The 23,285-nt window shown below is 60.9% G+C and carries 24 protein-coding genes; 14 read left to right on the top strand and 10 right to left on the bottom strand.

The features are described 5' to 3' along the window. Positions 1–49: 49 nt before the first annotated feature. The 4 genes from CAG25_RS19445 to CAG25_RS19430 form a co-directional block, all read right to left on the bottom strand. Entirely contained in the window at positions 50–379 is a 330-nt protein-coding gene (locus CAG25_RS19445) for an antibiotic biosynthesis monooxygenase (protein WP_085610624.1), read from the bottom strand. Continuing rightward, complete coding sequence (locus CAG25_RS19440; RefSeq protein ID WP_085610625.1) at positions 376–1,371, bottom strand: zinc-dependent alcohol dehydrogenase family protein; 996 nt, start codon at positions 1,369–1,371, stop codon at positions 376–378. The genes CAG25_RS19445 and CAG25_RS19440 overlap by 4 nt, the downstream gene beginning before the upstream one ends. A gap of 63 nt (positions 1,372–1,434) precedes the next feature. Further along, positions 1,435–1,737 (bottom strand): helix-turn-helix transcriptional regulator, encoded by a 303-nt coding sequence (locus CAG25_RS19435; protein WP_007950555.1) that lies wholly within the window; start codon positions 1,735–1,737, stop codon positions 1,435–1,437. Between the two features lie 180 nt (positions 1,738–1,917). Then, positions 1,918–2,466, bottom strand: a complete 549-nt coding sequence (locus tag CAG25_RS19430) for a cytochrome b (RefSeq protein ID WP_085610626.1) — start codon at positions 2,464–2,466, stop codon at positions 1,918–1,920. Between the two features lie 205 nt (positions 2,467–2,671). On the opposite strand from CAG25_RS19430, the gene CAG25_RS19425 reads away from it, so the two are divergent. The 7 genes from CAG25_RS19425 to CAG25_RS19395 are packed head-to-tail and all read left to right on the top strand — an operon-like array spanning position 2,672 to position 8,966. After that, a complete protein-coding gene (locus CAG25_RS19425) occupies positions 2,672–3,349 on the top strand; it encodes a thermostable hemolysin (RefSeq protein ID WP_085610627.1) in 678 nt (225 codons plus the stop codon). Further along, positions 3,339–4,820 carry an AMP-binding protein gene (locus tag CAG25_RS19420; RefSeq protein ID WP_085610628.1) on the top strand — a complete coding sequence of 494 codons (1,482 nt, stop codon included), beginning with the start codon at positions 3,339–3,341 and terminating at the stop codon, positions 4,818–4,820. Before CAG25_RS19425 ends, CAG25_RS19420 begins: the two co-directional genes overlap by 11 nt. Continuing rightward, a complete protein-coding gene (locus tag CAG25_RS19415) occupies positions 4,817–5,491 on the top strand; it encodes a TenA family transcriptional regulator (protein WP_085610629.1) in 675 nt (224 codons plus the stop codon). The genes CAG25_RS19420 and CAG25_RS19415 overlap by 4 nt, the downstream gene beginning before the upstream one ends. After that, the gene (locus tag CAG25_RS19410; protein WP_085610630.1) at positions 5,478–6,287 is read left to right on the top strand and encodes an SDR family oxidoreductase; all 810 of its coding nucleotides are present in this window, start codon (positions 5,478–5,480) and stop codon (positions 6,285–6,287) included. The genes CAG25_RS19415 and CAG25_RS19410 overlap by 14 nt, the downstream gene beginning before the upstream one ends. Next, positions 6,284–6,928, top strand: coding sequence for a tetratricopeptide repeat protein (locus CAG25_RS19405; protein ID WP_064597437.1), 645 nt, complete (start codon positions 6,284–6,286; stop codon positions 6,926–6,928). Before CAG25_RS19410 ends, CAG25_RS19405 begins: the two co-directional genes overlap by 4 nt. Before the next feature lie 11 nt (positions 6,929–6,939). After that, positions 6,940–7,602, top strand: a complete 663-nt coding sequence (locus CAG25_RS19400) for a response regulator (protein WP_064597443.1) — start codon at positions 6,940–6,942, stop codon at positions 7,600–7,602. After that, complete coding sequence (locus tag CAG25_RS19395) at positions 7,599–8,966, top strand: ATP-binding protein (RefSeq protein ID WP_085610631.1); 1,368 nt, start codon at positions 7,599–7,601, stop codon at positions 8,964–8,966. Before CAG25_RS19400 ends, CAG25_RS19395 begins: the two co-directional genes overlap by 4 nt. Positions 8,967–8,987: 21 nt before the next feature. Here the strand turns inward: CAG25_RS19395 and CAG25_RS19390 are convergent, their stop codons facing one another. Then, complete coding sequence (locus CAG25_RS19390; RefSeq protein ID WP_085610632.1) at positions 8,988–10,250, bottom strand: MFS transporter; 1,263 nt, start codon at positions 10,248–10,250, stop codon at positions 8,988–8,990. Between the two features lie 251 nt (positions 10,251–10,501). Between CAG25_RS19390 and CAG25_RS19385 the strand changes: the two genes are divergently transcribed. Further along, complete coding sequence (locus tag CAG25_RS19385) at positions 10,502–10,906, top strand: carbohydrate-binding module family 20 domain-containing protein (RefSeq protein WP_085610633.1); 405 nt, start codon at positions 10,502–10,504, stop codon at positions 10,904–10,906. A gap of 18 nt (positions 10,907–10,924) precedes the next feature. Here CAG25_RS19385 and CAG25_RS19380 read toward each other — a convergent pair whose 3' ends face one another. Next, positions 10,925–11,812, bottom strand: coding sequence for a LysR family transcriptional regulator (locus CAG25_RS19380; RefSeq protein WP_085610634.1), 888 nt, complete (start codon positions 11,810–11,812; stop codon positions 10,925–10,927). Positions 11,813–11,945: 133 nt separating this feature from the next. Here CAG25_RS19380 and CAG25_RS19375 point away from each other — a divergent pair, with 133 nt between their 5' ends. Together CAG25_RS19375 and CAG25_RS19370 are read left to right on the top strand one after the other, a co-directional pair. Next, on the top strand, positions 11,946–13,595 hold the full coding sequence (locus CAG25_RS19375) for a GMC family oxidoreductase (RefSeq protein ID WP_085610635.1): 1,650 nt from the start codon (positions 11,946–11,948) through the stop codon (positions 13,593–13,595). A gap of 81 nt (positions 13,596–13,676) precedes the next feature. Next, positions 13,677–15,299: an MFS transporter gene (locus CAG25_RS19370; protein WP_085610636.1), complete on the top strand. Its 1,623-nt coding sequence runs from the start codon at positions 13,677–13,679 to the stop codon at positions 15,297–15,299. Between the two features lie 49 nt (positions 15,300–15,348). Here CAG25_RS19370 and CAG25_RS19365 read toward each other — a convergent pair whose 3' ends face one another. After that, positions 15,349–15,717 carry a DUF427 domain-containing protein gene (locus tag CAG25_RS19365; RefSeq protein ID WP_085610637.1) on the bottom strand — a complete coding sequence of 123 codons (369 nt, stop codon included), beginning with the start codon at positions 15,715–15,717 and terminating at the stop codon, positions 15,349–15,351. Between the two features lie 181 nt (positions 15,718–15,898). On the opposite strand from CAG25_RS19365, the gene CAG25_RS19360 reads away from it, so the two are divergent. Further along, on the top strand, positions 15,899–17,113 hold the full coding sequence (locus CAG25_RS19360; RefSeq protein WP_085610638.1) for an MFS transporter: 1,215 nt from the start codon (positions 15,899–15,901) through the stop codon (positions 17,111–17,113). A gap of 94 nt (positions 17,114–17,207) precedes the next feature. On the opposite strand, the gene CAG25_RS19355 is transcribed toward CAG25_RS19360, so the two are convergent. Further along, positions 17,208–18,614 carry a serralysin family metalloprotease gene (locus CAG25_RS19355; protein ID WP_085610639.1) on the bottom strand — a complete coding sequence of 469 codons (1,407 nt, stop codon included), beginning with the start codon at positions 18,612–18,614 and terminating at the stop codon, positions 17,208–17,210. Positions 18,615–18,892: 278 nt separating this feature from the next. Here CAG25_RS19355 and CAG25_RS19350 point away from each other — a divergent pair, with 278 nt between their 5' ends. Beyond that, on the top strand, positions 18,893–20,836 hold the full coding sequence (locus CAG25_RS19350) for a DNA topoisomerase III (RefSeq protein ID WP_085610640.1): 1,944 nt from the start codon (positions 18,893–18,895) through the stop codon (positions 20,834–20,836). Positions 20,837–20,883: 47 nt separating this feature from the next. Next, a complete protein-coding gene (locus tag CAG25_RS19345) occupies positions 20,884–21,387 on the top strand; it encodes a GNAT family N-acetyltransferase (RefSeq protein ID WP_085610641.1) in 504 nt (167 codons plus the stop codon). Positions 21,388–21,400: 13 nt separating this feature from the next. Here the strand turns inward: CAG25_RS19345 and CAG25_RS19340 are convergent, their stop codons facing one another. Beyond that, entirely contained in the window at positions 21,401–21,772 is a 372-nt protein-coding gene (locus CAG25_RS19340) for a hypothetical protein (protein WP_085610642.1), read from the bottom strand. 127 nt (positions 21,773–21,899) lie between these two features. On the opposite strand from CAG25_RS19340, the gene CAG25_RS19335 reads away from it, so the two are divergent. Continuing rightward, positions 21,900–22,229, top strand: coding sequence for a hypothetical protein (locus CAG25_RS19335; RefSeq protein ID WP_047293552.1), 330 nt, complete (start codon positions 21,900–21,902; stop codon positions 22,227–22,229). 72 nt (positions 22,230–22,301) lie between these two features. Here CAG25_RS19335 and cynR read toward each other — a convergent pair whose 3' ends face one another. Continuing rightward, positions 22,302–23,180 carry a transcriptional regulator CynR gene (gene cynR / locus CAG25_RS19330; protein WP_085610643.1) on the bottom strand — a complete coding sequence of 293 codons (879 nt, stop codon included), beginning with the start codon at positions 23,178–23,180 and terminating at the stop codon, positions 22,302–22,304. Between the last annotated feature and the right edge of the window lie 105 nt (positions 23,181–23,285).

Here is a 23,285-nt window from a genome sequence, read left to right as displayed (position 1 = left end):
AGAAGCCGGACTGTCACTCAGTCCGGCCCCCTCGTCACAAAAGCACATTTCAGTTTCCTGGCCAAAAAGCCCCATCACCTTCGCCAGCAGTAAAAGCCGCCCCTTCAATGTGATAAACCTGCGGCTCCTCCGAAAAATACCCCTCCAATCCCAGCATAAAGACCCTGTGGTCTTCCCCTGCTTCAAACTGCGTGTGAGCCTCAAGCGACTCCCACCGCACGATCAAATTGAGCCGCTCCGGCGTTTCAATCCCCTGCGCAAGCATGTGCCCGCCATACCCATTCGCGCGGCGGAGCAAAGGCGCAACCTCGGCAAATGCACGCCGGAACTCATCAACACGTTCTGCGTGAACAGGCAGCAAAGCGATCTCATAAATCATGACGCATCCCCCACGGAACCCGCCCGAAGCGACGGCACGACCGCAATCGCAATCTTCCCTTGAAGACCATTGTTAGGACTTTCCAGCCGCGCATGCGCCAGCGGAATCTCCGCAAGCGAATACACCGCGCCAACATGTGGCCGCAGTTGACCGCGCTCCACCAGGGCACTCAATTCATCGAGCTTGCCGCGGTTCTGGCGAGTGAAAACGAAGTGATAGCTCGCGTTCTTGCCCCACGCCTGGACGAGGTTTTGTGGTTTGGCGATGTCGACGATCGAGACCACGCGGCCAAGTTGTGCGAGGACGTCGGGGCTGCGCGAGAGGGTGTCGCCGCCAATGGTGTCGAATACCACGTCCACTCCCAGGCCATTGGTTTCTCGCAGGATGGCGTCGACGTAGTCGTCCTTTTCGTAGTCGATGATCACATCGGCGCCCATGCGACGGACGAACTCGGCGTTTGCTTCGCGCGCGGTGGTGAACACTTTGGCGCCCATCGCTTTGGCGAGCTGGATGGCGACGTGTCCGACGCCTCCCGCGCCGCCGTGGATCAGAATGCTCTCCCCCACTCTGAGCGCCGCCCGCACGATCAGCGCTTCCCACGCCGTCCCGCCGACCAGGCTCAGGCTGGCCGCTTCGAGATGGCTCAGCGAGCGCGGCTTTTTGCCGATGATGCTGGCGGACGCCACGTGGTACTCGGCATAACTGCCGGGGCCGTCGAAGATTTGCGGCGTGTACCAGACTTCATCGCCGGGCGCGAAAGCCGTCACGCCGGGGCCAACCGCTTCGACTACGCCGGAGACGTCATGTCCGGTGATGGCCGGCAGTTGCACCAGATCCTGATAGTCGCCGCGTCGGACCTGGTAATCCAGTGGATTGATCGAGGTGGCGTGTACCCGAACGAGCACTTGCCCCGCCTCCGGCACGGGTTTGGGTAAGTCGCAGAGTGTGAACGATTCCGGGTTGCCAAATGATTCAAGCAGCATCGCTTTCATGGTGATTCCTCGCATCGACAATAAGGGATATCGAGATATCTCGATATCATCCAGTAAATTTTTTTACAGCTCTTTCCCTATGACCTCGGCCAAAGCGCTGATATTGGCTTCATTGCGCTTGTAGTAGGTCCACTGACCGATGCGCCTGACTTCAACCAGGCCCACGCGCTGCAGCGTTGCAAGATAACCGGACACCGTTGACTGGGAGAGTCCGATGCCCTCTTGAATACTGCTCACACACACGCCCACCGTGTGAACGTCGCCCTCATCCTGCGGGGGGAAGTTCTTTACGGGGTCTTTCAAGCCTTTCAGGATTTCAAGCCGTACCGGGTTTGAGAGTGCTTTGAATACTTCGATCAGGTCCATGCCGCGAGAATATCGAGATTATTCGATATGTCAATACGCTGTTTGACCAGCGGAAAACGAACCGCTGGCCGGATCATCGTGAAGATGTCCTCACTTCCTGTTGTCAGGCAACAGACTGGACGCTGATCGTGCGTTCGGCAACCTGCCCGGCAGACTGCCTTTGGCTTTTTGATAACGAACTCAACGCTGACGCAACGGCAGCATGCGCAGCAGCGTGTTGTCCCGCACCCAATAGTGATGAAACAGTCCCGCCGCCGCGTGCAGGCCGATCAGCCAATAGCCCGTACTGCCCAGCAGTTCATGCCAGTACTTGATCTGCTTGGCCAGGTCCGGATCGACCGCCACCGGCGCCGGCACAGGAAAGCCGAAATACGGAAAAGGTTTGTCGCCGGCCGCGAGCATCAGCCAGGCCAGCACTGGCGTGACAATCATCAGCCCATACAGGGCCAGGTGCATCAGGTGCGCGATTGCCGTCTGCCAGGCAGGCGGTTTGGGGATAATCGGCGGACGTGGCGTCAGGCGGCCAAACAGGCGCACCCATACCAGAACAAAAATGCTCGCGCCGAACATTCCGTGCAGGCCCATTAACAGGCCTCGCGCTTCGCTGCCTCGGGGCATGAAGCCTTTTATTTCAACGCAGGCATACACGCCCACGAACAGCGCCAGCATCAGCCAGTGCAAGGTGATCGACAGTTTTCCATAACGGGGTGCGGCCAGGTCGCGGGTCATAGTTGCCTCGTGATTGTTGTAAGCGAAGGCCGATTCGTTCGGCTGTCTCGATCCGGTTGCCGGGCGAACCGACGGCGTCACACTGCCGTGACAGTCTTAAGACAATCTGAAGATCCGACATTCGTTAACCTTTTTTCACCTTCAGACTTCGTTAAGAAATGGTCCGGATACTCCACTCAAACCTATTGAGGGAGGCGTTCAGCCCATGCCCGATTCTGACTGGAACATCCCCCTGCCCCTGCGTTTCGGCCAAGGCGAAACACCGCGGATGCAACTGTCGAGCGCCCCACCCGGCGACGCTCAACGAGCGGCGTTCGAAGCGTTTATTCAACAACGTTTTCGCAAGGCCCACGGCGCCGATATCCGCCATTTCATGCCCGAACTGTTTGGTGTGCACAACGACTCCGGCGACCTTTGCGCGGTTGCCGGAGTACGTCGTGCGCACCTTGAACCACTTTTTCTCGAACGTTACCTGGATGAACCGATCGAGCCGTTGATCAGCGCGGCGGCAGACCATCCGGTGGAGCGCAGCGCGATTGTCGAAGTCGGCAATCTTGCCGCCAACGACACCGGCAGCGCGCGCCTGAGCATCATTGCCATCACTTACCTGCTGGCCATGGGCGGTCTGGAGTGGGTGACGTTTACCGGCAATATCGGGCTGGTCAACAGCTTCCATCGCCTGGGTCTGAAACCCGTGACGCTGTGCGCCGCCGACCCGGAACGCCTGGGCGATGACCGTCACCACTGGGGCAGTTACTACGAAAGCAAACCCTGGGTGCATGTCGGCAACATCCGCGCCGGTTTCATCCATCTGCGCAACATCGGTCTGTTCAGCCGGCTGGGATTGCCGACGTCTATCGAAGGAGCCTGCCATGTCGCTTGAACGTCAACGATTCCAGGAAACCCTGCGCAGCCATGCAGGGCGCAATGACAACGCTTTGGCATTGTGGGGCGACACGCTGAAAATCAGTTACACGACGCTGTACGCCGAGGTGATGTACCGCCAGCAGCGCCTGCGCGATGAGCAGGTGACAGTCATCGCCCTGGCGCTGGACAATGGCGTCGAAGCCATACTCTGGGATCTGGCGGCGTTGTTTGAAGGCTTGACGTGCGTGACCCTGCCGCCGTTCTTCAGTCCGGCACAACGTGCCCATTGTCTGGAACAAAGCCAGGCCGAACGAGTGATCGCCGAACCGGAGCTGGAGCCAGAATTGCTCGCTGCCGGTTATGAACAACGCGGTGAATTCTGGTGCCGCGCCTTTGAAGGCCCGAACCGCCTGCCCGCCGGTACCGCCAAACTGACGTTTACCTCCGGCACAACCGGCACACCGAAAGGCGTGTGCCTGAGCGCCGACAGTCTGCTGCGGGTCGCTCGGGAGCTGGAAGAGGTCAGCAAACCCACAGCCCCTCAACATCACGTGGCGTTGCTGCCGCTGGCAATCCTGCTGGAAAACCTTGGCTGTTACGCGGCCCTGTACGCCGGCGCAACGCTGAGCGTGCCGAGCCAGAAAACCCTGGGCATCCAGGGCGCCAGCGGCGTCGACCTGCCGCGCTTGCTGGGCTGCCTGGCCCACCGGGCGCCCGAGAGTCTGATCCTGGTGCCGCAATTGCTTTTGCTGTTGGTCAGCGCTGCCGAACAGAAAGCCTTCGATCCGCAATCGCTGCGTTTTGCCGCCGTTGGTGGCGCACGGGTTTCCGAGGATCTGCTGCACCGCGCGCAACGAATCGGCCTGCCGGTCTACGAAGGTTACGGCCTGTCAGAGTGCGCCTCGGTGGTCTGCCTCAACCGACCCGGCGCACGTCGTCCGGGCAGTGTCGGGCGGCCCCTGCCCCATGTCGACGTGCGCCTTGCCGAAGACGGAGAGGTGTTGATCAAAGGCTCGACCTTGCTCGGTTACCTTGGCGAGCCGACGTACAGCGATGAATGGTGGCCCAGCGGCGATCTGGGCGAGTTCGACCCGGAAGGTTTTCTCTACCTCAAGGGCCGCAAGAAGCATCAGTTCGTTACCAGTTTCGGACGCAACGTCAACCCGGAATGGGTCGAGTCCGAACTGACTCAGCGCCAGCACATCGCACAGGCCTTTGTGTATGGCGAGGCCTTGCCGCACAACCACGCCCTGCTCTGGCCGCACCGTCCGGACTGCACCGATGCTCAGTTGGCGGCCGCCGTCGCCGCCGCCAACGAGGCCTTGCCCGATTACGCCCAGGTGCATCACTGGACACGCCTCAAACAACCTTTCACGGCCGCCAACGGCCTGCTCACCGCCAACGGTCGCCCGCGCCGCGAGGCAATCGTCGCGCAGTACCGCGCCGTGCTTGCCGAATCCGCCCTTTGCGAGGAATCCGCACCATGAGTTTTTTCGACACCCTGCAAGAAGCCACACACCAGGAACGCCACGAGCTGTTCAATTTGCCGATCATCCTCGATGCGCTGCAAGGCAAGGTCAGCCTTGAAAGCTATCGCGCGTTTCTCGCCCAGGCCTACTACCACGTGCGCCACACCGTACCGCTGATGATGGCTTGTGGTGCGCGCCTGCCGACGCATCTGGAATGGCTGCGCAAAGCTGTGTGCGAATACATCGAGGACGAATACGGCCACGAGCAATGGGTGCTCAACGACATCGAGGCCTGTGGCGGTGACCGTAACGCTGTGCGTGATGGCCAGCCGTCGCTGCCGATCGAGCTGATGGTCAGCTTTCTTTACGATCTGATCGCCCGAGGCAATCCGGTGGGTCTGTTTGGCATGGTCAACGTGCTGGAGGGCACCAGCATCGCCCTGGCCACCCATGCGGCGGGCAGCATCCGCGAACGTCTGGCCCTGCCGGAAACGGCGTTCAGCTACCTCAGCTCCCACGGCTCGCTGGACATCGAGCACATGCAAACCTATCGCCGGCTGATGAATCAGCTGGAAGATCCGGCCGACCAGGCGGCGGTGATCCATGCCTCGAAAGTCGTCTATCGGCTCTACACCGACATGTTCCGCGGCCTGCCCCGTGACACGGAGGCTCAACATGCAGCTGCATGAAGCCCGTGTGGTGCTGACCGGTGCCAGCGGCGGCATCGGGATAGCGATCACGCGTGCCCTGTGCGCTGCCGGTGCGCAGGTCCTGGCGGTCGCGCGGCATCAGGAATCGCTGCGCCCGTTGCTCGATCTTTACCCACAGAACCTGTGCTGGGTCGCTGCCGACCTGACATTCCTCAGCGACCGGCGCAAGGTGCTGGCCGCCGCCGAGGCCATCGGCGGCATCAACCTGCTGATCAACGCCGCCGGGGTCAATCATTTCGCAATGCTGGAACAGCTCGACGACAGCGACATCAACGCCATGCTGGCGGTGAACATCGGTGCGCCGATCTGCCTGACCAAACTGTTGCTGCCGCTGCTCAAGCAGGCCGACAGTGCCATGGTGGTAAACGTTGGCTCGACCTACGGGTCGATCGGCTATCCCGGTTATGCCAGTTATTGCGCAACCAAGTTTGCCTTGCGCGGATTTTCCGAGGCCTTGCGCCGAGAGTTGGCGGATACCCGGGTCGGTGTGTTGTACGTGGCGCCCCGCGCCACACGCACCGCCATGAACAGCCCCGCCGCCCAGGCATTGAACGACGCACTCAAATCCAGCATCGACGATCCGCAAGCCGTCGCTGCCGCCGTGATCCATGCGATTGCCGGTGATCGCCGCGACCTCTATCTGGGCTGGCCGGAGCGCTTCTTCGTACGCCTCAACAGCCTGCTGCCCAATCTGGTGGATCGCGGTCTGCGCAAGCAATTGCCATTGATCCGCCGCCTGAGTGAAAAACCCGAGAACGAGACGCCGAAACCATGAAAAAACTTCTCGCCTGTGTGCTGCTGGGCGCCCTCAGTCAAAGTGTCTGGGCGCTGGACGCTGCCGATCAACAACGCCTCAACAGCATCCAGCAGAGCTGGGCACACATCCAGTACGAAACACCGGAAAAACAGCGGGCCGCTGCATTTGAACAGTTGGCCGTCCAGGCAACGCACTTCGCCACCGAACGGCCGGCCGTCGCCGAGGCCTGGATCTGGAAAGGCATCGTCACCAGCAGTTGGGCCGGTGCCGAGGGCGGACTGGGTGCTCTGGGTAAAGCCAAGGATGCCAAAGCCGATCTGGAAAAATCCCTGACCCTGGACCCCAAGGCGCTGCAAGGTTCCGCCTACACCAGCCTCGCCGCGCTGTACGATCGGGTGCCCGGCTGGCCGATCGGTTTCGGCGACAGCGACAAGGCTGAGCAACTGCTCAAGCAGGCCCTGCAACTCAACCCTGATGGCATCGACAGTTTGTACTTTTGGGGCGATCACCTTTACCGTCAAAAACGCTACGCTGAAGCCAGAGCAGCGCTGCTCAAGGCCCTGCAAGCCGCTCCGCGCCCGGGCCGGGAAAGTGCCGATGCCGGGCGCCGCAAAGAGATCGCCGCGTTGCTGGTGGACGTAAACAAGAAACTCGACTGACAGGAGTCCGTGTGCGCTTATTACTGATCGAGGATGACGTGGCCCTCGGCGAGGGCATTCATCAGGCACTGGGGCGCGAGGGCTACACCGTCGACTGGCTCAAGGACGGCAGCAGCGCCCTGCACGCCCTGCTCAGCGAAACCTTTGATCTGGCGGTGCTCGATCTCGGCCTGCCACGCATGGACGGCCTGGAAGTACTACGCCGTCTGCGTAGCACTGGTTCTAACCTGCCGGTGCTGATCCTCACCGCCCGCGATGCCACCGAAGACCGCATTGCGGGGCTGGACGCCGGCGCCGACGATTACCTGATCAAGCCCTTTGACCTGGCCGAGCTCAAGGCCCGCCTGCGCGCCCTGCTGCGACGCAGTGCCGGACGCGCGCAGATGCTGATCGAGCACGCCGGCATCAGCCTCAACCCCGGCACCCAGCAAGTCAGCTATCTGGGGCAGCCGGTGGTGCTCACGCCCAAGGAATATCAGTTGCTGCACGAACTGCTCTCGCCGCCGGGTCGGGTCATGACCCGCGACCACCTCACACAACTGCTTTACGGCTGGAACGAAGAAGCCGAAAGCAACACCCTGGAAGTGCACATTCATCACCTGCGCAAGAAGTTCTCCACCGACCTGATCCGCACCATTCGCGGCGTGGGTTATCTGGTGGAGGAGCGCCGATGACCTCGATCCGGCGCCGCACCCTGACCCTGATCATCAGCCTGATGCTCGCTGGTCTGACTGTGCTCAGCCTGTTCAACCTGCACGACAGCAACCACGAAATCGCCGAGGTCTACGACGTGCAACTGGCGCAGAACGCGCGTCTGCTGCAAGGCGTGATGCGCATGCCGTTGCCGGGGCAGGAACACGCGGATCTCTATCGGGCGTTCAACTCGGCACTGGCCGAAGCCGTGCCCAAAGGGGACGGCCATCCCTACGAAAGAAAACTCGCCTTTCAGGTCTGGAATGCCAAGGGCGAAATCCTGGTGCATACCGCCAGCGCGCCCTCCTTCAGCACGCCGCCGATCCAGCCAGGCTTCAGCGACGTGGAGGATCTGAACAAGCGCCACTGGCGGGCGTTTGTCCTGGAAGACAAACAGAACGGTTTGCGCATCTGGGTGGGTGAACGTGGCGACGTGCGAGCGGATCTGGTTGACCGGATCGTCCGCCATACCCTGTGGCCGAACGTAATCGGCAGTCTGATCCTGGCGGCGATGATCTGGCTGGCCATCGGCTGGGGGCTCAAGCCGCTGGCCAATATGGCGGCGACCCTGCGCGCCCGCCACAGTGGTGCTCTCGAACCGCTGCAACTGACGCCGCTGCCCAGCGAACTGGAACCGATGCAAGCCGCACTCAACCGCATGCTTGCGCAGATCCAGGAAGTGCTCGGTCGGGAACGCCGGTTCATCGCCGACGCCGCCCACGAAATGCGCACGCCGCTGGCGGTACTGCGGGTACATGCGCAAAACCTGCTGGAGGCTGGCACCGAGCAGGAACGTCGCGAGTCACTCGAATTTCTGATCGCCGGGGTGGATCGCACCAGCCGACTGGTCAATCAGCTACTGACCATGGCCCGCCTAGAACCCAAGGCCAGTGCGCCTGCCAACCAACGCATCGACCTTGGCGACACCGTGCGCAACAGTCTGGTGCAACTCACGCCATGGTTGCTGAGCAAACATCTGGAACTGGCCTTTGACGTCAGCGACCAACCTTTTCCAGCGTTCGCCGATGCTGCCACCATCGACATTGCCTTGAACAACCTCATCACCAACGCCGCCAACTTCTCCCCGGAGCACGGCGTGATCAGCGTGCAATTGACCCGCGTCGACGGTTTTTACCATTTGGACGTTGAAGATCAGGGCCCGGGTATCGATGAAACGGACCGGGCGCGATTGTTCGAGCGGTTCTACAGCCGGGGCAACCCCGGGGGCGCGGGCCTGGGGCTGACCATCGTCAATACCATCGCCACCCGTCTGGGTGGGCGGATCACACTGCAAAACCGGGTCGAGGGAGGCCTGCGGGCGACGCTGTCGATTCCCGCCGGTTGAACAGGTCTTGGGACCGTTGAGTCAAGGCGTAACCATCGGCGGCGCCTTGCTTTGCAGTGCCATTGAGTCGGCATTGGAACCCGACACTGTCTCGGGCACCGCCACCCAAAGCAGCACCAGCGCTACCAGCGCCACGGCCGCCAAGGTCAGAAACCCGGCGCTGTAACCGGCCTCTTGAACCACGATGCCCGCCAGACTGTTGCTCAATGCCGCGCCCAGTCCGAACACTGTCGAAATCGCCCCCAGACTGACGTTGAAGTGGCCGGTCCCCAGCGTCAGGTCTTTCACCACCACCGGAAACAGCGCGCCGAAAATCCCCGCGCCGATGCCATCGAGCAACTGCACCGAAACCAGCCACCACGGATCGTTCGACAGCACATACAGCACACCGCGCAACGGCAAAATTAGAAACCCCGCCAGCAGCAACGGCTTGCGTCCCCAAAGATCGGCCTTCGCCCCCACCAGCAGCGCGACCGGCACCATCACCAGTTGCGCCGCGACGATGCAGGCAGACGTGAGCGGCGTGGCCATCTGCAGATTGGCCTGCGCCAGCTTCTGACTCACCAGCGGCAACATCGCCGCGTTCGCCAGATGAAACAGCGCGCAGCAAATCGCGAACATCAGCAGCGGTCGGTTGGTGAGCAACACGGAAAAGCCCGAGGGCTGCTTGCCCTGCCCCGTTTCGCTGGGGGAAAGACCTCGGGCGAGATCGTGGTCAATCGCGTCTGCCGACACAAAGGAAACGGCAATCACACTGGCCAGCGCCATGACCGCCATCAAATAAAACACCGCGACCGGGCCGAACAGGTACGCGGACAAACCGGCCAACAACGCGGCGCAAGCGTTGCCGGCGTGGTTGAAGGTTTCGTTGCGCCCGGTTCTTCGCGTGAAGGCACGAGGCCCGGTAATCCCGAGGGTGATCGCGCAAATGGCCGGCGCGAAGATCGAAGCGGCGACGGCACTGATGGCTTGCGTCACCGCCACCAGGCTGAACGACGTCACAAACGGCAGCAGCAGACAGCTTGCGGTGACCACCAGCGCGGCAATCGCAATCAGCGACCGTTTGAAGCGCGTGCTGTCGACCAGCGCACCTGCCGGGGTCTGGGTGATGAGCGCGGCGATCCCGGCAAGGGTCATGACCAGACCAATACTCGCCGGCTCCCACTGGTGAACCGCCAGCAGGTAAATCGCCAGATAAGGACCGAGCCCGTCACGCACGTCGGCGAGGAAGAAATTCAGGCTGTCGAGGGACAGGTTATTGCGGCGATCGAGGTGAGTGGCCACGGGAAACGTCTTCGTTGTCGAGGTTCTGCGAAATGACTCAACCTCCGCAAATCGAATGACCCATTGGCGGTGATTTTAGTTGCATGGAAGGGGGGGCGAACTTGCCCCAAAGGCAGCGCATTGCAGATGAATTGACGAGTAACCGACGACACTATCGCCAAGTGCTCTAAAGAACTGTCAGTTCTGTCAGGTTACTTGCCGTTTGGCCAGGTTTACGCTGGCCTCTACGACAGTAAATCGAGGCGTCCAACATGTTCCGGATTCGTCATTTTGTGCCACAAGGTGTTCTCTTGTTGGCGATGCTGAGTTTGATCAGCCATGCTCAAAGCGCCGTCACGTTTACCTATTTTCTACCTGTGGACTTTGAGTGCAACAACGGTGTGACAACGCCGGGCTACAGCGTCTACGTCGTCGGCAACCTCCCGGAAATCGGCAGTTGGGATGTGACCAAGGCAGTGAAACTGACCCCCTCTGCCTACCCGACATGGACCGGTCAGACCAAGTTCACCCTTTTAACTGAAAAGACCTCCGTGGAATGGAAATGCATCATCCGCAGTGAGACGAATCCATCCGACGTAAAACAGTGGCAAGCCGGCGCCAATAACCAGGTGACGACGGCGTGGAGCCCTACACCGAAAAGCATTGGCACGTTCTGACGCATCGTTTTTTTGATCTCAGGGGTTGAGCAACAACCCCTGCTCCGCCTCACACAACCCCACGACATAATCCCAAACCACCCGCAACCGTACCGACTTGTGCAACTCGCGCCGCGTGCTGATCCAGTAGCTGCGTTCGATGCTCTCATCGGGCAACAGCGGCACCAGATCCGGGTCCGAAGCCGCCATGTAACAAGGAAGAACGGCAATGCCGAGACCTGAGCGCGCCGCCTGCTGCTGCGCGATCACGCTGGTGCTGTGAAACACCACCCGTGGGTTGCGACAGAAGCTGTTGAGAAACATCAGTTCCTGACTGAACAGCAGATCATCGACGTAGCCGATCCACGCGTGCCGTCCGAGATCTTCGCGACTGCGCAGCGGCGGCGCATTGTCGAGATAGGCGCGGCTGGCATAGAGCGCGAGCCGGTAATCGGTGAGTTTGCGGGTGACCAGCATGTCCGCCGCCGGCCGCTCCAGGTGAATGCTGATTTCCGCCTCGCGATTGAGGATGCTGACGAAGCGCGGCACCGCCACCAGTTCCACTTCCAGCCCCGGATAGCGTTCGAACAACCCGATCATGCGGCTGGCGAGAAACATGATGCCCAGCCCTTCTGTCACTCCGACGCGAATCTTGCCCAGCGGCGCCGTGGACTGGGTGATTTCTTCCTGAGCCAGGAGCGCGACGTTCTCCATGGCTTCGGCATGTTTGAGTAGCGCCTCTCCCGCCGGGGTCATTTCGTAGCCTTGGGCATGCTGGACGAACAACGCGGTGCCGAGGCTTTTTTCGATGGCTTCGATATGTCGGGCGACGGTGGCGTGCGTGGTGTTCAGGCGGCGGGCGGCGGTGAGCAGTCGGCCGCTGCGCTGCAACTCGAGAAAGAACCGCAGGTCGTTCCAGTCGAACATGGCTTGTCCTTGTCGGCTATCGTCATAAAGCGCTGTTTGAAAACGCACAGCGGCTGCGCAAAAACTAACATTCTTTTGACGAAAGCTAACAACTAGGATGACCGACAACAAAAACAATAAGCGAGGTCAGGGAATGCAGACGTCCCTTGATGAATTCGACTACATCGTGGTCGGCGCCGGGCCGGCCGGGTGTTTGCTGGCCAATCGGCTGTCGGCCGATCCACAGCAGCGCGTGCTGTTGCTGGAGGCTGGCGGGCGCGACAACTACCCGTGGATTCACATTCCCGTGGGTTACCTGTTCTGCATCGGCAACCCGCGCACCGACTGGTGCTTCAAGACCGAAGAACAACCGGGCCTCAATGGCCGCGCGCTGAGTTATCCGCGCGGCAAAGTGCTGGGCGGCTGTTCGTCGATCAACGGCATGATCTACATGCGTGGCCAAGCCAACGACTATGACGGCTGGGCCGCCGAAGGCAATCCGGGCTGGGCCTGGAACGATGTGCTACCGCTGTTCAAACAGAGCGAAAACCATTTTGCTGGTGCGGCGGACTTTCATGGCGACAAGGGTGAATGGCGAGTCGAACGCCAGCGCCTGTCGTGGCCGATTCTCGATGCCTTCCGCAGCGCTGCCGAACAGAGCGGCATCGCCAGCATCGACGACTTCAACCAGGGCGACAACGAGGGTTGTGGTTACTTTCAGGTCAATCAGAAAGCCGGGGTGCGCTGGAATGCGGCGAAAGCGTTTCTGAAGCCGATTCGCGATCGGGCCAATCTCACCGTGCTGACTGAAGTCGAAGTGGATCGCGTTTTGTTCGAAAACGGTCGCGCTTCGAAAGTCAGCGCCCGTTGGCAGGGTCAACAAAAGAACTTCAAGGCGCGCAAGGAGATCGTGTTGTGCGCCGGCTCCGTGGGCTCGCCGAGCATTCTGCAACGCTCCGGAATCGGCCCGCGTCCGCTGCTGGAAAAGCTCGGGATCGGCGTGGTGCATGAATTGCCGGGCGTCGGCGGCAACCTGCAGGACCACCTGCAACTGCGGCTTATCTACCAACTGGAAAACGCCCGCACCCTCAACCAGATTGCCGGCAGCATGTGGGGCAAGATGGGCATGGGCCTGCGTTACCTGTACGACCGCAGCGGGCCGTTGTCGATGGCACCGAGTCAGCTGGGTGCGTTTGCCCGCTCGGGGCCGGAACAGACCTCGGCCAACCTCGAATATCACGTGCAGCCGCTGTCGCTGGAGCGTTTTGGCGAGCCGCTGCACAGCTTCCCCGCATTCACCGCGTCGGTGTGTGATTTACGGCCGCAGAGCCGGGGCCGGGTCGAGATTCGCTCAGCCGATCCGCAAACCGCGCCGCTGATCCAGCCCAATTACCTCAGCCATCCCGAAGACCTGCGTGTGGCCGCCGACGCGATTCGCCTGACCCGGCGCATCGTCAGCGCTCCCGCCTTGCAAGCCTTCAACCCGGTGGAATATCTGCCAGGCGCCAGCCTGCAAACCGAAGAACAACTGCACGAAGCGGCGGCGAAGATCGGCACGACGATTTTCCATCCGGTCGGCACCTGCCGCATGGGCAACGACGCGGACGCCGTGGTCGATGCGCAGTTGCGCGTGCATGGCGTGCCCAATCTGAGGATCGCCGATGCGTCGATCATGCCGCGCATTACCTCGGGCAACACCTGTTCGCCTACGCTGATGATTGCTGAAAAAGCGGCACAGCTGATTCTCAACCCAACCGCCCGGAGTTTTCCCGCCGAAGAAAAAGCACTGACCGCACTCTCTTGACCAAAGGAACAGCGGCACCCGCCCACAAGGTCGGCGCCGACAGTGGAAACAACAAAAACAATCACTGTGAGGGATACCGATATGTCAGAACACGTTCAGCCTCTGGACGCCGTGCGCAGCGCGGACGCCAGCCCCGATACCCGAAAGGTCATCTTCGCCTCGTCCCTGGGGACGGTGTTCGAGTGGTATGACTTCTTCCTCTACGGCGCCCTGGCGGCGGTCATCAGCAAGCAGTTTTTCGCCGGGGTCAACGACACCACGGCGTTCATCTTTGCGCTGATGGCATTCGCCGCCGGCTTCATCGTGCGGCCGTTCGGGGCGCTGGTGTTTGGTCGGTTGGGGGACATGATCGGGCGCAAATACACCTTCCTCGCAACCATCATCCTGATGGGCGTGGCGACGTTCGCCGTGGGCCTGCTGCCGACCTACGCCAGCATCGGCATCGCGGCGCCGATCATTCTGGTGATACTGCGCATGCTGCAGGGCCTGGCCCTCGGCGGCGAATACGGCGGCGCCGCGACCTACGTGGCCGAACACGCGCCGATCGGCAAACGCGGTTTCCACACCAGCTGGATTCAATCCACCGCGACCCTTGGCTTGCTGCTGTCGCTGCTGGTGGTGCTCGGTTGCCGCTACTTCACCGGCGATCAATTCGAAGTCTGGGGTTGGCGTATTCCGTTCCTGTTGTCGATCGTGCTGCTGGGTATTTCCACCTGGATTCGCCTGAGTCTGCACGAATCGCCGGCCTATCTGAAAATGAAAGAAGAAGGCAAGGCCAGCAAGGCGCCGATCCGCGAGTCCTTCGGCAAATGGGAAAACCTCAAAGTCGTGCTGATCGCCCTGTTCAGCATCAACGCCGGCCAGGCGGTGACTTTTTACGCCGCGCAGTTCTACGTGCTGTTCTTCCTCACCCAGTTCCTGAAAATGGACCCCGCGGTGGCCAACAGTCTGCTGATCATCAGCGTGGTGATCGGCGCGCCGTTCTTCATCATTTTCGGCTGGCTGTCGGACAAGGTCGGGCGCAAACCGGTGCTGATGCTTGGCTTGCTGCTGGCCACCGCGCTGTACTTCCCGATCTTCAAATCCCTGGCCCACTACGCCAACCCGGCCATCGACCACGCCAGCCGACAGGCACCGATCACCGTGGTGGCCGACCCGGCGACCTGCACCTTCCAGTTCGATCCGGTGGGCAAGGCCAAATTCGACAGCCCGTGCGACAAGGTCAAGACCTTCCTGGTCAAGCAAGGCCTGCCCTACTCCAGCGTCGCCGCGCCGGCGGGCAGCACGGTGCAAGTGAGCGTCGGCGATGTGAAACTCGACGGCTTCGACGAGGCGGCTCTGCGCGGCGCGATCACCCTCGCCGGCTATCCGCAACAGGCTGATTTGCAGCAAATCAACAAACCGATGATCGTGGCCCTGATCGTCGGCCTGATCATCATCTCGGCCATGTGCTACGGCCCGCTCGCCGCGCTGATGGTCGAACTGTTCCCGACCCGCATCCGCTACACCTCGATGTCCCTGCCGTACCACATCGGTAACGGCTGGTTCGGCGGTTTCCTGCCGACCGTGTCGTTTGCGCTGGTGGTGTACACCGGGGATATTTTCTACGGGTTGTGGTACCCGGTGCTGATTACCGGGGTGAGCCTGGTGGTGGGGATGATCTGTCTGCGTGAGACGAAGAATATCGATCTGGACAAGAACTGATTGATATTCGTGTGGCGGGGGCGCAATGCCCTCGCCACCCTGCGGAATTTCAAACCTCCGCCTCCAACAACTCAAACTTCACCTGATCGGGATAAAACGCCACGTAGTCCTTGATCTGGCTGACCGAAATCTTTGGATTTTCGTACGTCCATACCGCGTTCGCCCCTTCGTGCCCCGGCACTTGCAGACTGAAATAGTTGGCATCGCCCTTGTACGGGCAGTAGGTGGTGTGGTCGGTGCGGGCGAAGTATGTTTCGTCGATGTCTTCACGCGGGATGTAGTAGACCGGCGGGTAATTGGCTTCGAGCAGCACCAGGGCTCGGGCCGAGGCGGCGACCTGTATGCCGTGGAATTTTACAAGCAGGCAGCCAGGCTGCTCGGCAACGGTGATGACGGGACTGGGACCGGAACTTTTCATCGGTTTCTCCTGACGGCGGCGAAGGCACCGGTTCAGGTATAACCCATGTGGGGGAATCTCGTCGGATCCGCAGCCGAACGGTTTTTTCTCCGATCAGTAACAACCGTCGCTTGCGAAGGCGGCGGTTTCTGTTTTCATATCACGCGCAAAACGACCAAGACGCCCACCGACAGGAGTCATCATGCGCAAGGATTACCTGGCTTTTTTCATCTCGCTGTTCCTGTCACGGCTGGCGGATCAGATCCTGTTGTTCATCGTGCCGCTTGTGGTGTTCCAGACCACCAACAGCGCGTCCTGGGCGGGGCTTGCATTCTTCGTCGAGTCGCTGCCGCGTTTTCTCGCGTTTCCGCTATGCGGAGCCCTGTGCGACAAGTTCTCGCCCATCAGGATCCTGCACATCAGTCAGGTCTACCGTGCTCTGCTTTGCGTGCTGGCAGTAGGGCTTTATGCCGTCTTCGGCGGTATCGCGTGGCTGGTGGTGCTGTCGGCGCTATGCGGCGTGCTGACGACTCAGGGCATCATGGCCCGCGAAGTGCTGATGCCGCGTATTTTCCAGCACTACAGCTACACCAAAACCCTGTCCTACTCGCAGATAGCCGACCAGACCGGACTGGTTCTGGGGCCTTTGGTGGCGGCATTGCTGCTCGAAGTGTCGGCCTGGCACTGGGTGGTGCTGTGGGTGGCCGGGCTGTTCCTGCTCGCCGACCTGAGCATGCGGGTGTGGCAACGTTTCAGCCGTATCACCCTGGAGGTGTTCGAGCAGCATCAGGACATCTGGCTGCAGCCTCTGCGCATCGCTTTCAGGCATATCCGCGAACGGGCGGAGCTGAAAAAGATCATCACACTGGCTGTGGGGGTCAACCTGATTGTCGGGGTCACCCTGGCCACTTCGGCGGCCATGGTGCTGGGTCAATACAGCGCCGGCAAGGACGACTACGCCATGCTGCAAGCGGCTGGCGCGGTGACCACCATCGTGATTCTGTTTTTCCTCGCCCGGGTGGTATTGCCGTTGCGCGTACTGGGTGGGGTTGCCTGTTCGATGCTCGCCGCCGGCGCCTTCATCAGTGCCCTGAGCCCGAACCTGGCGGGTTATGTGCTGGGTTTCCTGCTGATCGTCGGCTTCGACAAAATGTTCAACGTCTACATGCGCAGCATTCGCCAGCGAGTCATTCCACCTCAGGACTTCGGCAAGACCGTGGGCGTGGTCACCCTGCTCAACAACTTGTCGCAACCGCTGGCCGGTCTGCTGGTCGCACTGCTTGTTGCGCCATTGGGGACGCAACGTGTGATTCTGATTCTGGCCGTGCTGGCGACGCTGCTGGGCGTGGCGGCTTTCGGGTGGTTTGCCCGAGTACGTAATGCCCCCGCTACGTCGATCCTCGAGACCGAGCAGTAACGGATTTCACTGTCTTAGAGCGATGTCCAAAAACAAAAAAACCGCAGCCTGCGAAGGACTGCGGTTTTTTCGTTTCAGATTTTCCGGTTTCAGATCAGGCTACGATATCGGTCGCCACCGCCTGCCCCACCACACCCACGGCGAAGTCCACCGAACCCTGGCCTGTGAGGTCAATCATCAGGCTGGTCTGGTTGGTCTGTTCGAAGTAAGTGAGGATCGCGTCCCCGGCATGCCCTGTGAAGCCGCTGACGAAGTTCAGTGTGGCTGCGCCGGTGGCGAACCCGGCGATGCCTGACAGGTCGATCTTGTCCAGGCCGCTGGTGAAATCCATGATCCAGTCCGGCGCGGTCATGGTCGAGTCGCTGGCCGCGCCGAACACGAAGGTGTCTGCGCCCTCACCACCCCACAGCGAATCACCGCCGCCACCGCCGTAAATGATGTCGTTGCCGGCACCGCCGACCAGGTCGTTGGCCGCTGCGTTGCCGATCAGCAGGTCATTGCCCGAGCCGCCAATGGCGTTTTCCACGGTCACGCCGTGAGCGATGGACACGTTGCCCACCAGACCGCCGACATCGGAGAACGCCCCTTCGTTGAGGTTGATCTTCTGGTTCTGGCTGAAGCCGGAGAAATCCAGCGTGTCATTGCCGCCGCCGTCCCACACCGAGAACACCACTTTGGAAGTGTTCGAGGTAGCGCTGTAGAAGTCGCGATCGGCGTTCGAGTTGAAGCCGTACACGGTGTTGTCGGCACGGGTTTCGAAGTTGGCGCCGTAGAGTTTCTGCACCGCGACGATGTCGTCCATCAACGGTGCCGAGGCGTAGGCGCCGCTGCCGTCCTTGCTGAAGTTCTGGTCGGTGTTGGCTTCGCTCCAGTAGCTCATCAGGCTGTAGCCACGGGTGTCTTCGGCGTATTTGGCGTCGCCGTAGGTCGGGTTGCCGTTGCCGGCGTTGTAGGCGCCCGGGTGCGACAGGCCGAGGGTGTGGCCGATTTCGTGGGTCAGTGTCTGGCGCCCGTAGTTGTTGGTGTCCGGGGTCTTGTTGACCTGGTACTGATCGTTGATCAGGTACCACGACTGACCGTCGTAGCTGCTGCCCTGCGGCAGGTAGGCGAACGCCGCGCCGCCGGTGCTGACGTCGTAGTTGCCGAAAGTCATGTGGCCGTCGCCACCCTTGCCTTCGGTGAAAGTCACGTTGGCCACGTCGGACCACGATTGCATCGCCAGCACGGCCTGGGCCTTTTGCTGGGCGCTGAACTCGCTGAAGTTACCGAGTTTCGGGTTGTAGTTCGACGGTTTGTCGGTCAGGAACGTGTAGGTCAGATCAATCTTGCCGTCGGCATTCTTGTCCTGCCACGACATGCCCTTGCGCAGGATTTCGTCGGCGGCCTGGTCGGCGGTGAACGATGGTTTGCCGTTGACGGTTCCGGTGCCGCGATCGTACAGGTGGCTGAAGGTGTCGACGGCGGTGAAGGCGCTGCTGGCCTGGGAGGAAGGTTGAGACATGGTGTACGTCCTTGTTTCTGAAGAGTCAGTGTCAGACAGAAAAACGGCGATCTTCTGGCGAGATCGTCCTGTCACTCGCCCTGTTAGGCAGATTGAACCTGCCACAGCCGCCAACGCGGGCGCTAATCAATTTCTCGATAGCGTCCCGGATTGCTCCGACGGGGGCTGTCATGACCGGCAAACTATTCATCTGTATATCCATACAGATAAAAGTTGCCCGATCGCCCGAGTCAGGCCATTCTGTGCGCCTCTTCGGGCAATGATCGACGACGGTGGTTATGCGGCTGTACCTCTGTGAAAAACCTTCCCAGGCCAAGGACATTGCGGCCGTGCTCGGCGCAAAGCGTCGGGGCGACGGCTGCTGGCTGGGAACGGACGTCACGGTGACCTGGTGCATCGGCCACTTGCTGGAACCCGCACCGCCGGACGCCTACGACGCCAAATACAAGCGCTGGGTGCTGGCCGACCTGCCGATCATCCCGGACAAATGGAAAATGACCGTAAAGCCGCGTACCGCCAGCCAGTACAAGGCGGTCAAGCGCCTGCTCGGCGAGGCCAGCGAACTGATCATCGCCACCGACGCCGACCGCGAGGGCGAAATGATCGCCCGGGAGCTGGTGGAGCATTGCCGCTATCGCGGGCCGATCCGCCGCTTGTGGCTGTCGGCGCTGGATGAAGCCTCGATCCGCAAGGCGTTGGCAGCGCTCAAACCGGGCGCTGAAACCTTCAGCCTGTATCACTCGGCACTCGGGCGCTCGCGGGCGGACTGGCTGATCGGGATGAACATGAGTCGCCTGTTCACCCTGCTCGGCCGGCAATCGGGCTATCAAGGCGTGTTGCCGGTGGGCCGGGTACAGACGCCGACCTTGCGACTGGTGGTGGATCGCGACCGCAGCATCGCTGATTTCGTGCCGGTCGCGTACTGGGCCATCGATGTGCAACTGCTGCACAACGGCACGCCGTTCACGGCGCAATGGCGGGCGCCGGGCGATGCCTGTGACGATCAGGATCGCTGCCTCAATCAGGCCCTCGCCCAGCAAGCGGCCGCCGCGATCGGCAGCGCTGCCAGTGCCCGGGTGGTCAAGCTGCGCACCGAGCGCATGCGCGAGGTGGCGCCCCTGCCCTTCGACCTCGGCACCTTGCAGGAAGTCTGCTCGAAAAAGCTCGGCCTCGGTGCCCAGGAAACCCTCGACATCGCCCAGGCACTTTACGAAACCTACAAGGTCATCACCTACCCGCGCAGCGATTGCGGCTATCTGCCCCTGAGCCAGCACAGCGAGGCGCCAGGGATTCTTGCGGCACTGCGTCAGGCCGATCCGAGTCTTGAAGCATTGCGCGAGCATCTGGAGCCACAGCGCCGATCGCGCGCCTGGAACGACGCCAAGGTCAGCGCCCACCACGGCATCATCCCGACCGCTGCCGCGAAAAATCTCGAACGCCTGAACGGCAAGCACCGCGCGGTCTACACGCTGGTTCGCGCGCGGTATCTCGCACAGTTCCTGCCCAATCACGAATACGACCGCACCCAGGCCGATTTCGATTGCGCCGGGGAAGCCTTGCGCGCCGTCGGCAAGCAGATCATCGAGCCGGGCTGGAAACGCGCGTTGCCCGAAGCGCTGGCCCCGGCCAAGGGGCGTGAAGCCCCCGCGCCACAGACGCTACCGACACTGACCCAAGGCGCCGAATGCGCCGTGGCGGACGTGAAGCTCAAGGACCTTTGGACGCAACCGCCCAAGCCCTATACCGAAGGCGACCTGATCAAGGCCATGAAGAACGTCGCCAAACTGGTGGAAGATCCGCTGCTCAAGCAGAAACTCAAGGACACCACCGGCATCGGCACCGAAGCTACCCGCGCCTCGATCATTCAAGGGTTGCTGGATCGCGGTTATCTGGTGAAAAACGGCAAGGCGCTGTCCGCCACGCCCGCCGCCTTCAGCCTGATCGACGCCGTGCCGCGGGCGATTGCCGACCCCGGGACCACGGCGATCTGGGAACAGGCGCTGGACATGGTGCAGAGCGGCGAGATGAGTCTGGAGGAGTTCGTCACCAAACAGGCCGCATGGATGAGCAAGCAAGTGACCCGTTGCGCCGGGCTGAACCTGGCCATCAGCGGCCCGCCACCTGCCGGCAAAGCCGCTGCGCCATGGAAGAACAAACGCAAGACCACTCGGCGCAAAACCACCGGAACCGGCAAACGCTCGGCAAAACCGGCAGCCAAATAGCCCGCTGCACGCTACTGTTTCTGCAGTGATGGTCAGGAGGCAGCGGCATGTCTGTCATCGAACTGCGCGTCGCCCGGCGCGACGAACTGGACACCCTCGAAAACCTGATGCAGTTCTACACCTATGACTTCAGCGAGTGGCTGCCGCTGAAGCTGGGAGGACATGGTTTCTTCCCGATCCAGTTGAAAGACGATTACTGGCGCCAGCCAGCGACCCGGCCATTCCTGATCCACGTCGACGGCGAACTCGCGGGGTTCGTGACCGTGGATGACCACCTCCTCATCGAAGGCGCCGACTTCAACATCGGCTATTTCTTCGTCAGCCGGCGCTGGCGTGGCCAAGGCGTCGCGCAGTTTGTCGCCTCTGCCCTCTTGAGCCACTTGCCCGGTCGATGGCAGATTTTCCATGTCGACGCCAACCTGCCTGCACAGCGGTTCTGGGCCCGGTTCATCCCCGAGCTGAGCGGCGGCGACTTTACTCGCCAGACCAAAACCGTGGACGGCTATCCCTGCACGTTCTACTGCCTGCGCAGCCTTACTCCCACTGCCTGAAGCCCCCCTTTTTTCATTCCAGAATGACTTTGTCCGACAATATGTAGTGACCAAAAATAATCACTACAAAACCGTTGACGGCATCGTTTTGCTTTTGCATGATGCAGACGTCTCCCCGATCGGGAGCACTGGCAACACGCTTGAGCAAGCTCGTCTGACCGCCGAGCTGTTTTTTCCGGATACACGCTGCCCACAAGGCAGATTGAAGAAGCTGACCTGGCCTGAACGTCCAGTACAAGGACGAGAAGCGCTGGCGAAAATTCTCAAGACGCTTGTGGTCGACCCTGAAAATGTCGTCAAGGAGCCTCCCGGTTTTCGCTGCTTCTCCTCGTTGTGACGCTATTGCGTAGCAGTTATTCAACACGACTACATGCAACAGACGCATGACCCCGTACTTCACACGGGCGACCGCTGACGTCCTGGTTTCGGTGCCAGGGATCAACTAACCGATGGGCTACCTGTATTAGCGAATCAACTTTGAAAGATCACCAGACTGGTCAAGGGGCAATATGATGAATCTGAACAATCAACCTACTATCGAAGAACTGGCTCGTATGTTCGCTGCGCAAAAAGACAGCCACGACAGCCATATTCTGTGGATCAGCAAGTCGGGTCAGGTCCATATCGACTGCCTGTCGCCCCATGCTGGTGAAGAAGAGTTCGATCGGAACAACCAGAACCTGCTGGCCCGCCTGAAGATGTACCGCCGTGGCCACGGCTATGTCGGCAAGAAAGCCGCGGCCGACAAGGACTTCATCGGTAATGTTCTGCAAACGCTGAAACAGGCGTGGGACTCGATGCAGAACAAGAACGAAGTTCGGGTGATTGATCGGTTCTGCTAAGTTAAAACTTCAATAAAACAAGGGCCTGCTTCGAAAACGAAGCAGGCTCTTTTTATTGCTCGCAAAAAAAGCTCATGAACGAGTTTCCAGCACCAACTTCATAAACGCCTCAGCCGCCGCACTGTGATAGTTGTTCTTGCGCCGCAACAACGCCGCTCCCCGCTGCGGCGCTTCGCTCTCGACCCGCAACCTGCGCAACGCCCGGTCCTCGGTCGCAATCGCCTCGGGCAGCATGGTCGCAATCGGCGCATGCCGGATCACTTCCAGCAACGTACTCACCGAATTCACCTCTATCTGCACCTTGGGGGTGATGCCGTTCTGGCGGAAGTATTCATCGATCGACAGGCGCGTGAAAAAATCCGGCGCCAGCAAGGCGAAATCCAGCTGCGCAATGTCATCCGGGGTCAGCACCGAAGCGCTGTCATACAACGGATGTTCACGCCCGACCATCACCCCCAACGTCTCGACAAACGCCGGAATGCACTCAATGTCCGGATTGCGCACTGGCGTGAAGGCAATCGCAATATCCAGCGAGTCATCCGCCAACCCGGCCTCGATGTCGTCCATCGACAACTCGAAAATCTCCAGGTGAATCCCCGGATACCGCGCCACGTAATCGCGCACCAACGGCCCGACCAGGTACGCCATGAACGTCGGCGTCATGGCCAGCCGCAGCGAGCCTCGGGACAGATCCTTCACGTCATGCAACGCGCGCTTGCCCGCCTCCAGCTCCACCAGCACCCGTCGCGCGCATTCGATATAGGCCTGTCCGGCGTCCGTAGGTTTGACCGAGCGCGAGGTGCGATCAAACAGATCGACACCGAGGGTTTCTTCCAGTTGGCGGATCTGTTGCGACAGGGTCGGCTGCGACACGTGCAGCGCCTCGGCCGCCCGGGTGAAGCCGCCGTGATCGGCCACGGCCAGCAGGTATCGCAAATGTCGCAGCAGCATGGGACGCTCCATCTATAGGCAGCACTTATGCTTGGCATTGTATATCGGTCTTGGACGCTATGGATCAATCGGCAGAAGATGAATCCCACACAGCAAGCCAACCCC

The sequence above is a fragment of the Pseudomonas sp. B16(2017) genome (genome assembly GCF_002113205.1).
Classification (GTDB): Bacteria; Pseudomonadota; Gammaproteobacteria; order Pseudomonadales; family Pseudomonadaceae; genus Aquipseudomonas; species Aquipseudomonas pharyngis.
The sequence above is the reverse complement of the archived record's forward strand: the minus strand, read 5'-3'. Positions and strand labels throughout refer to the sequence as shown.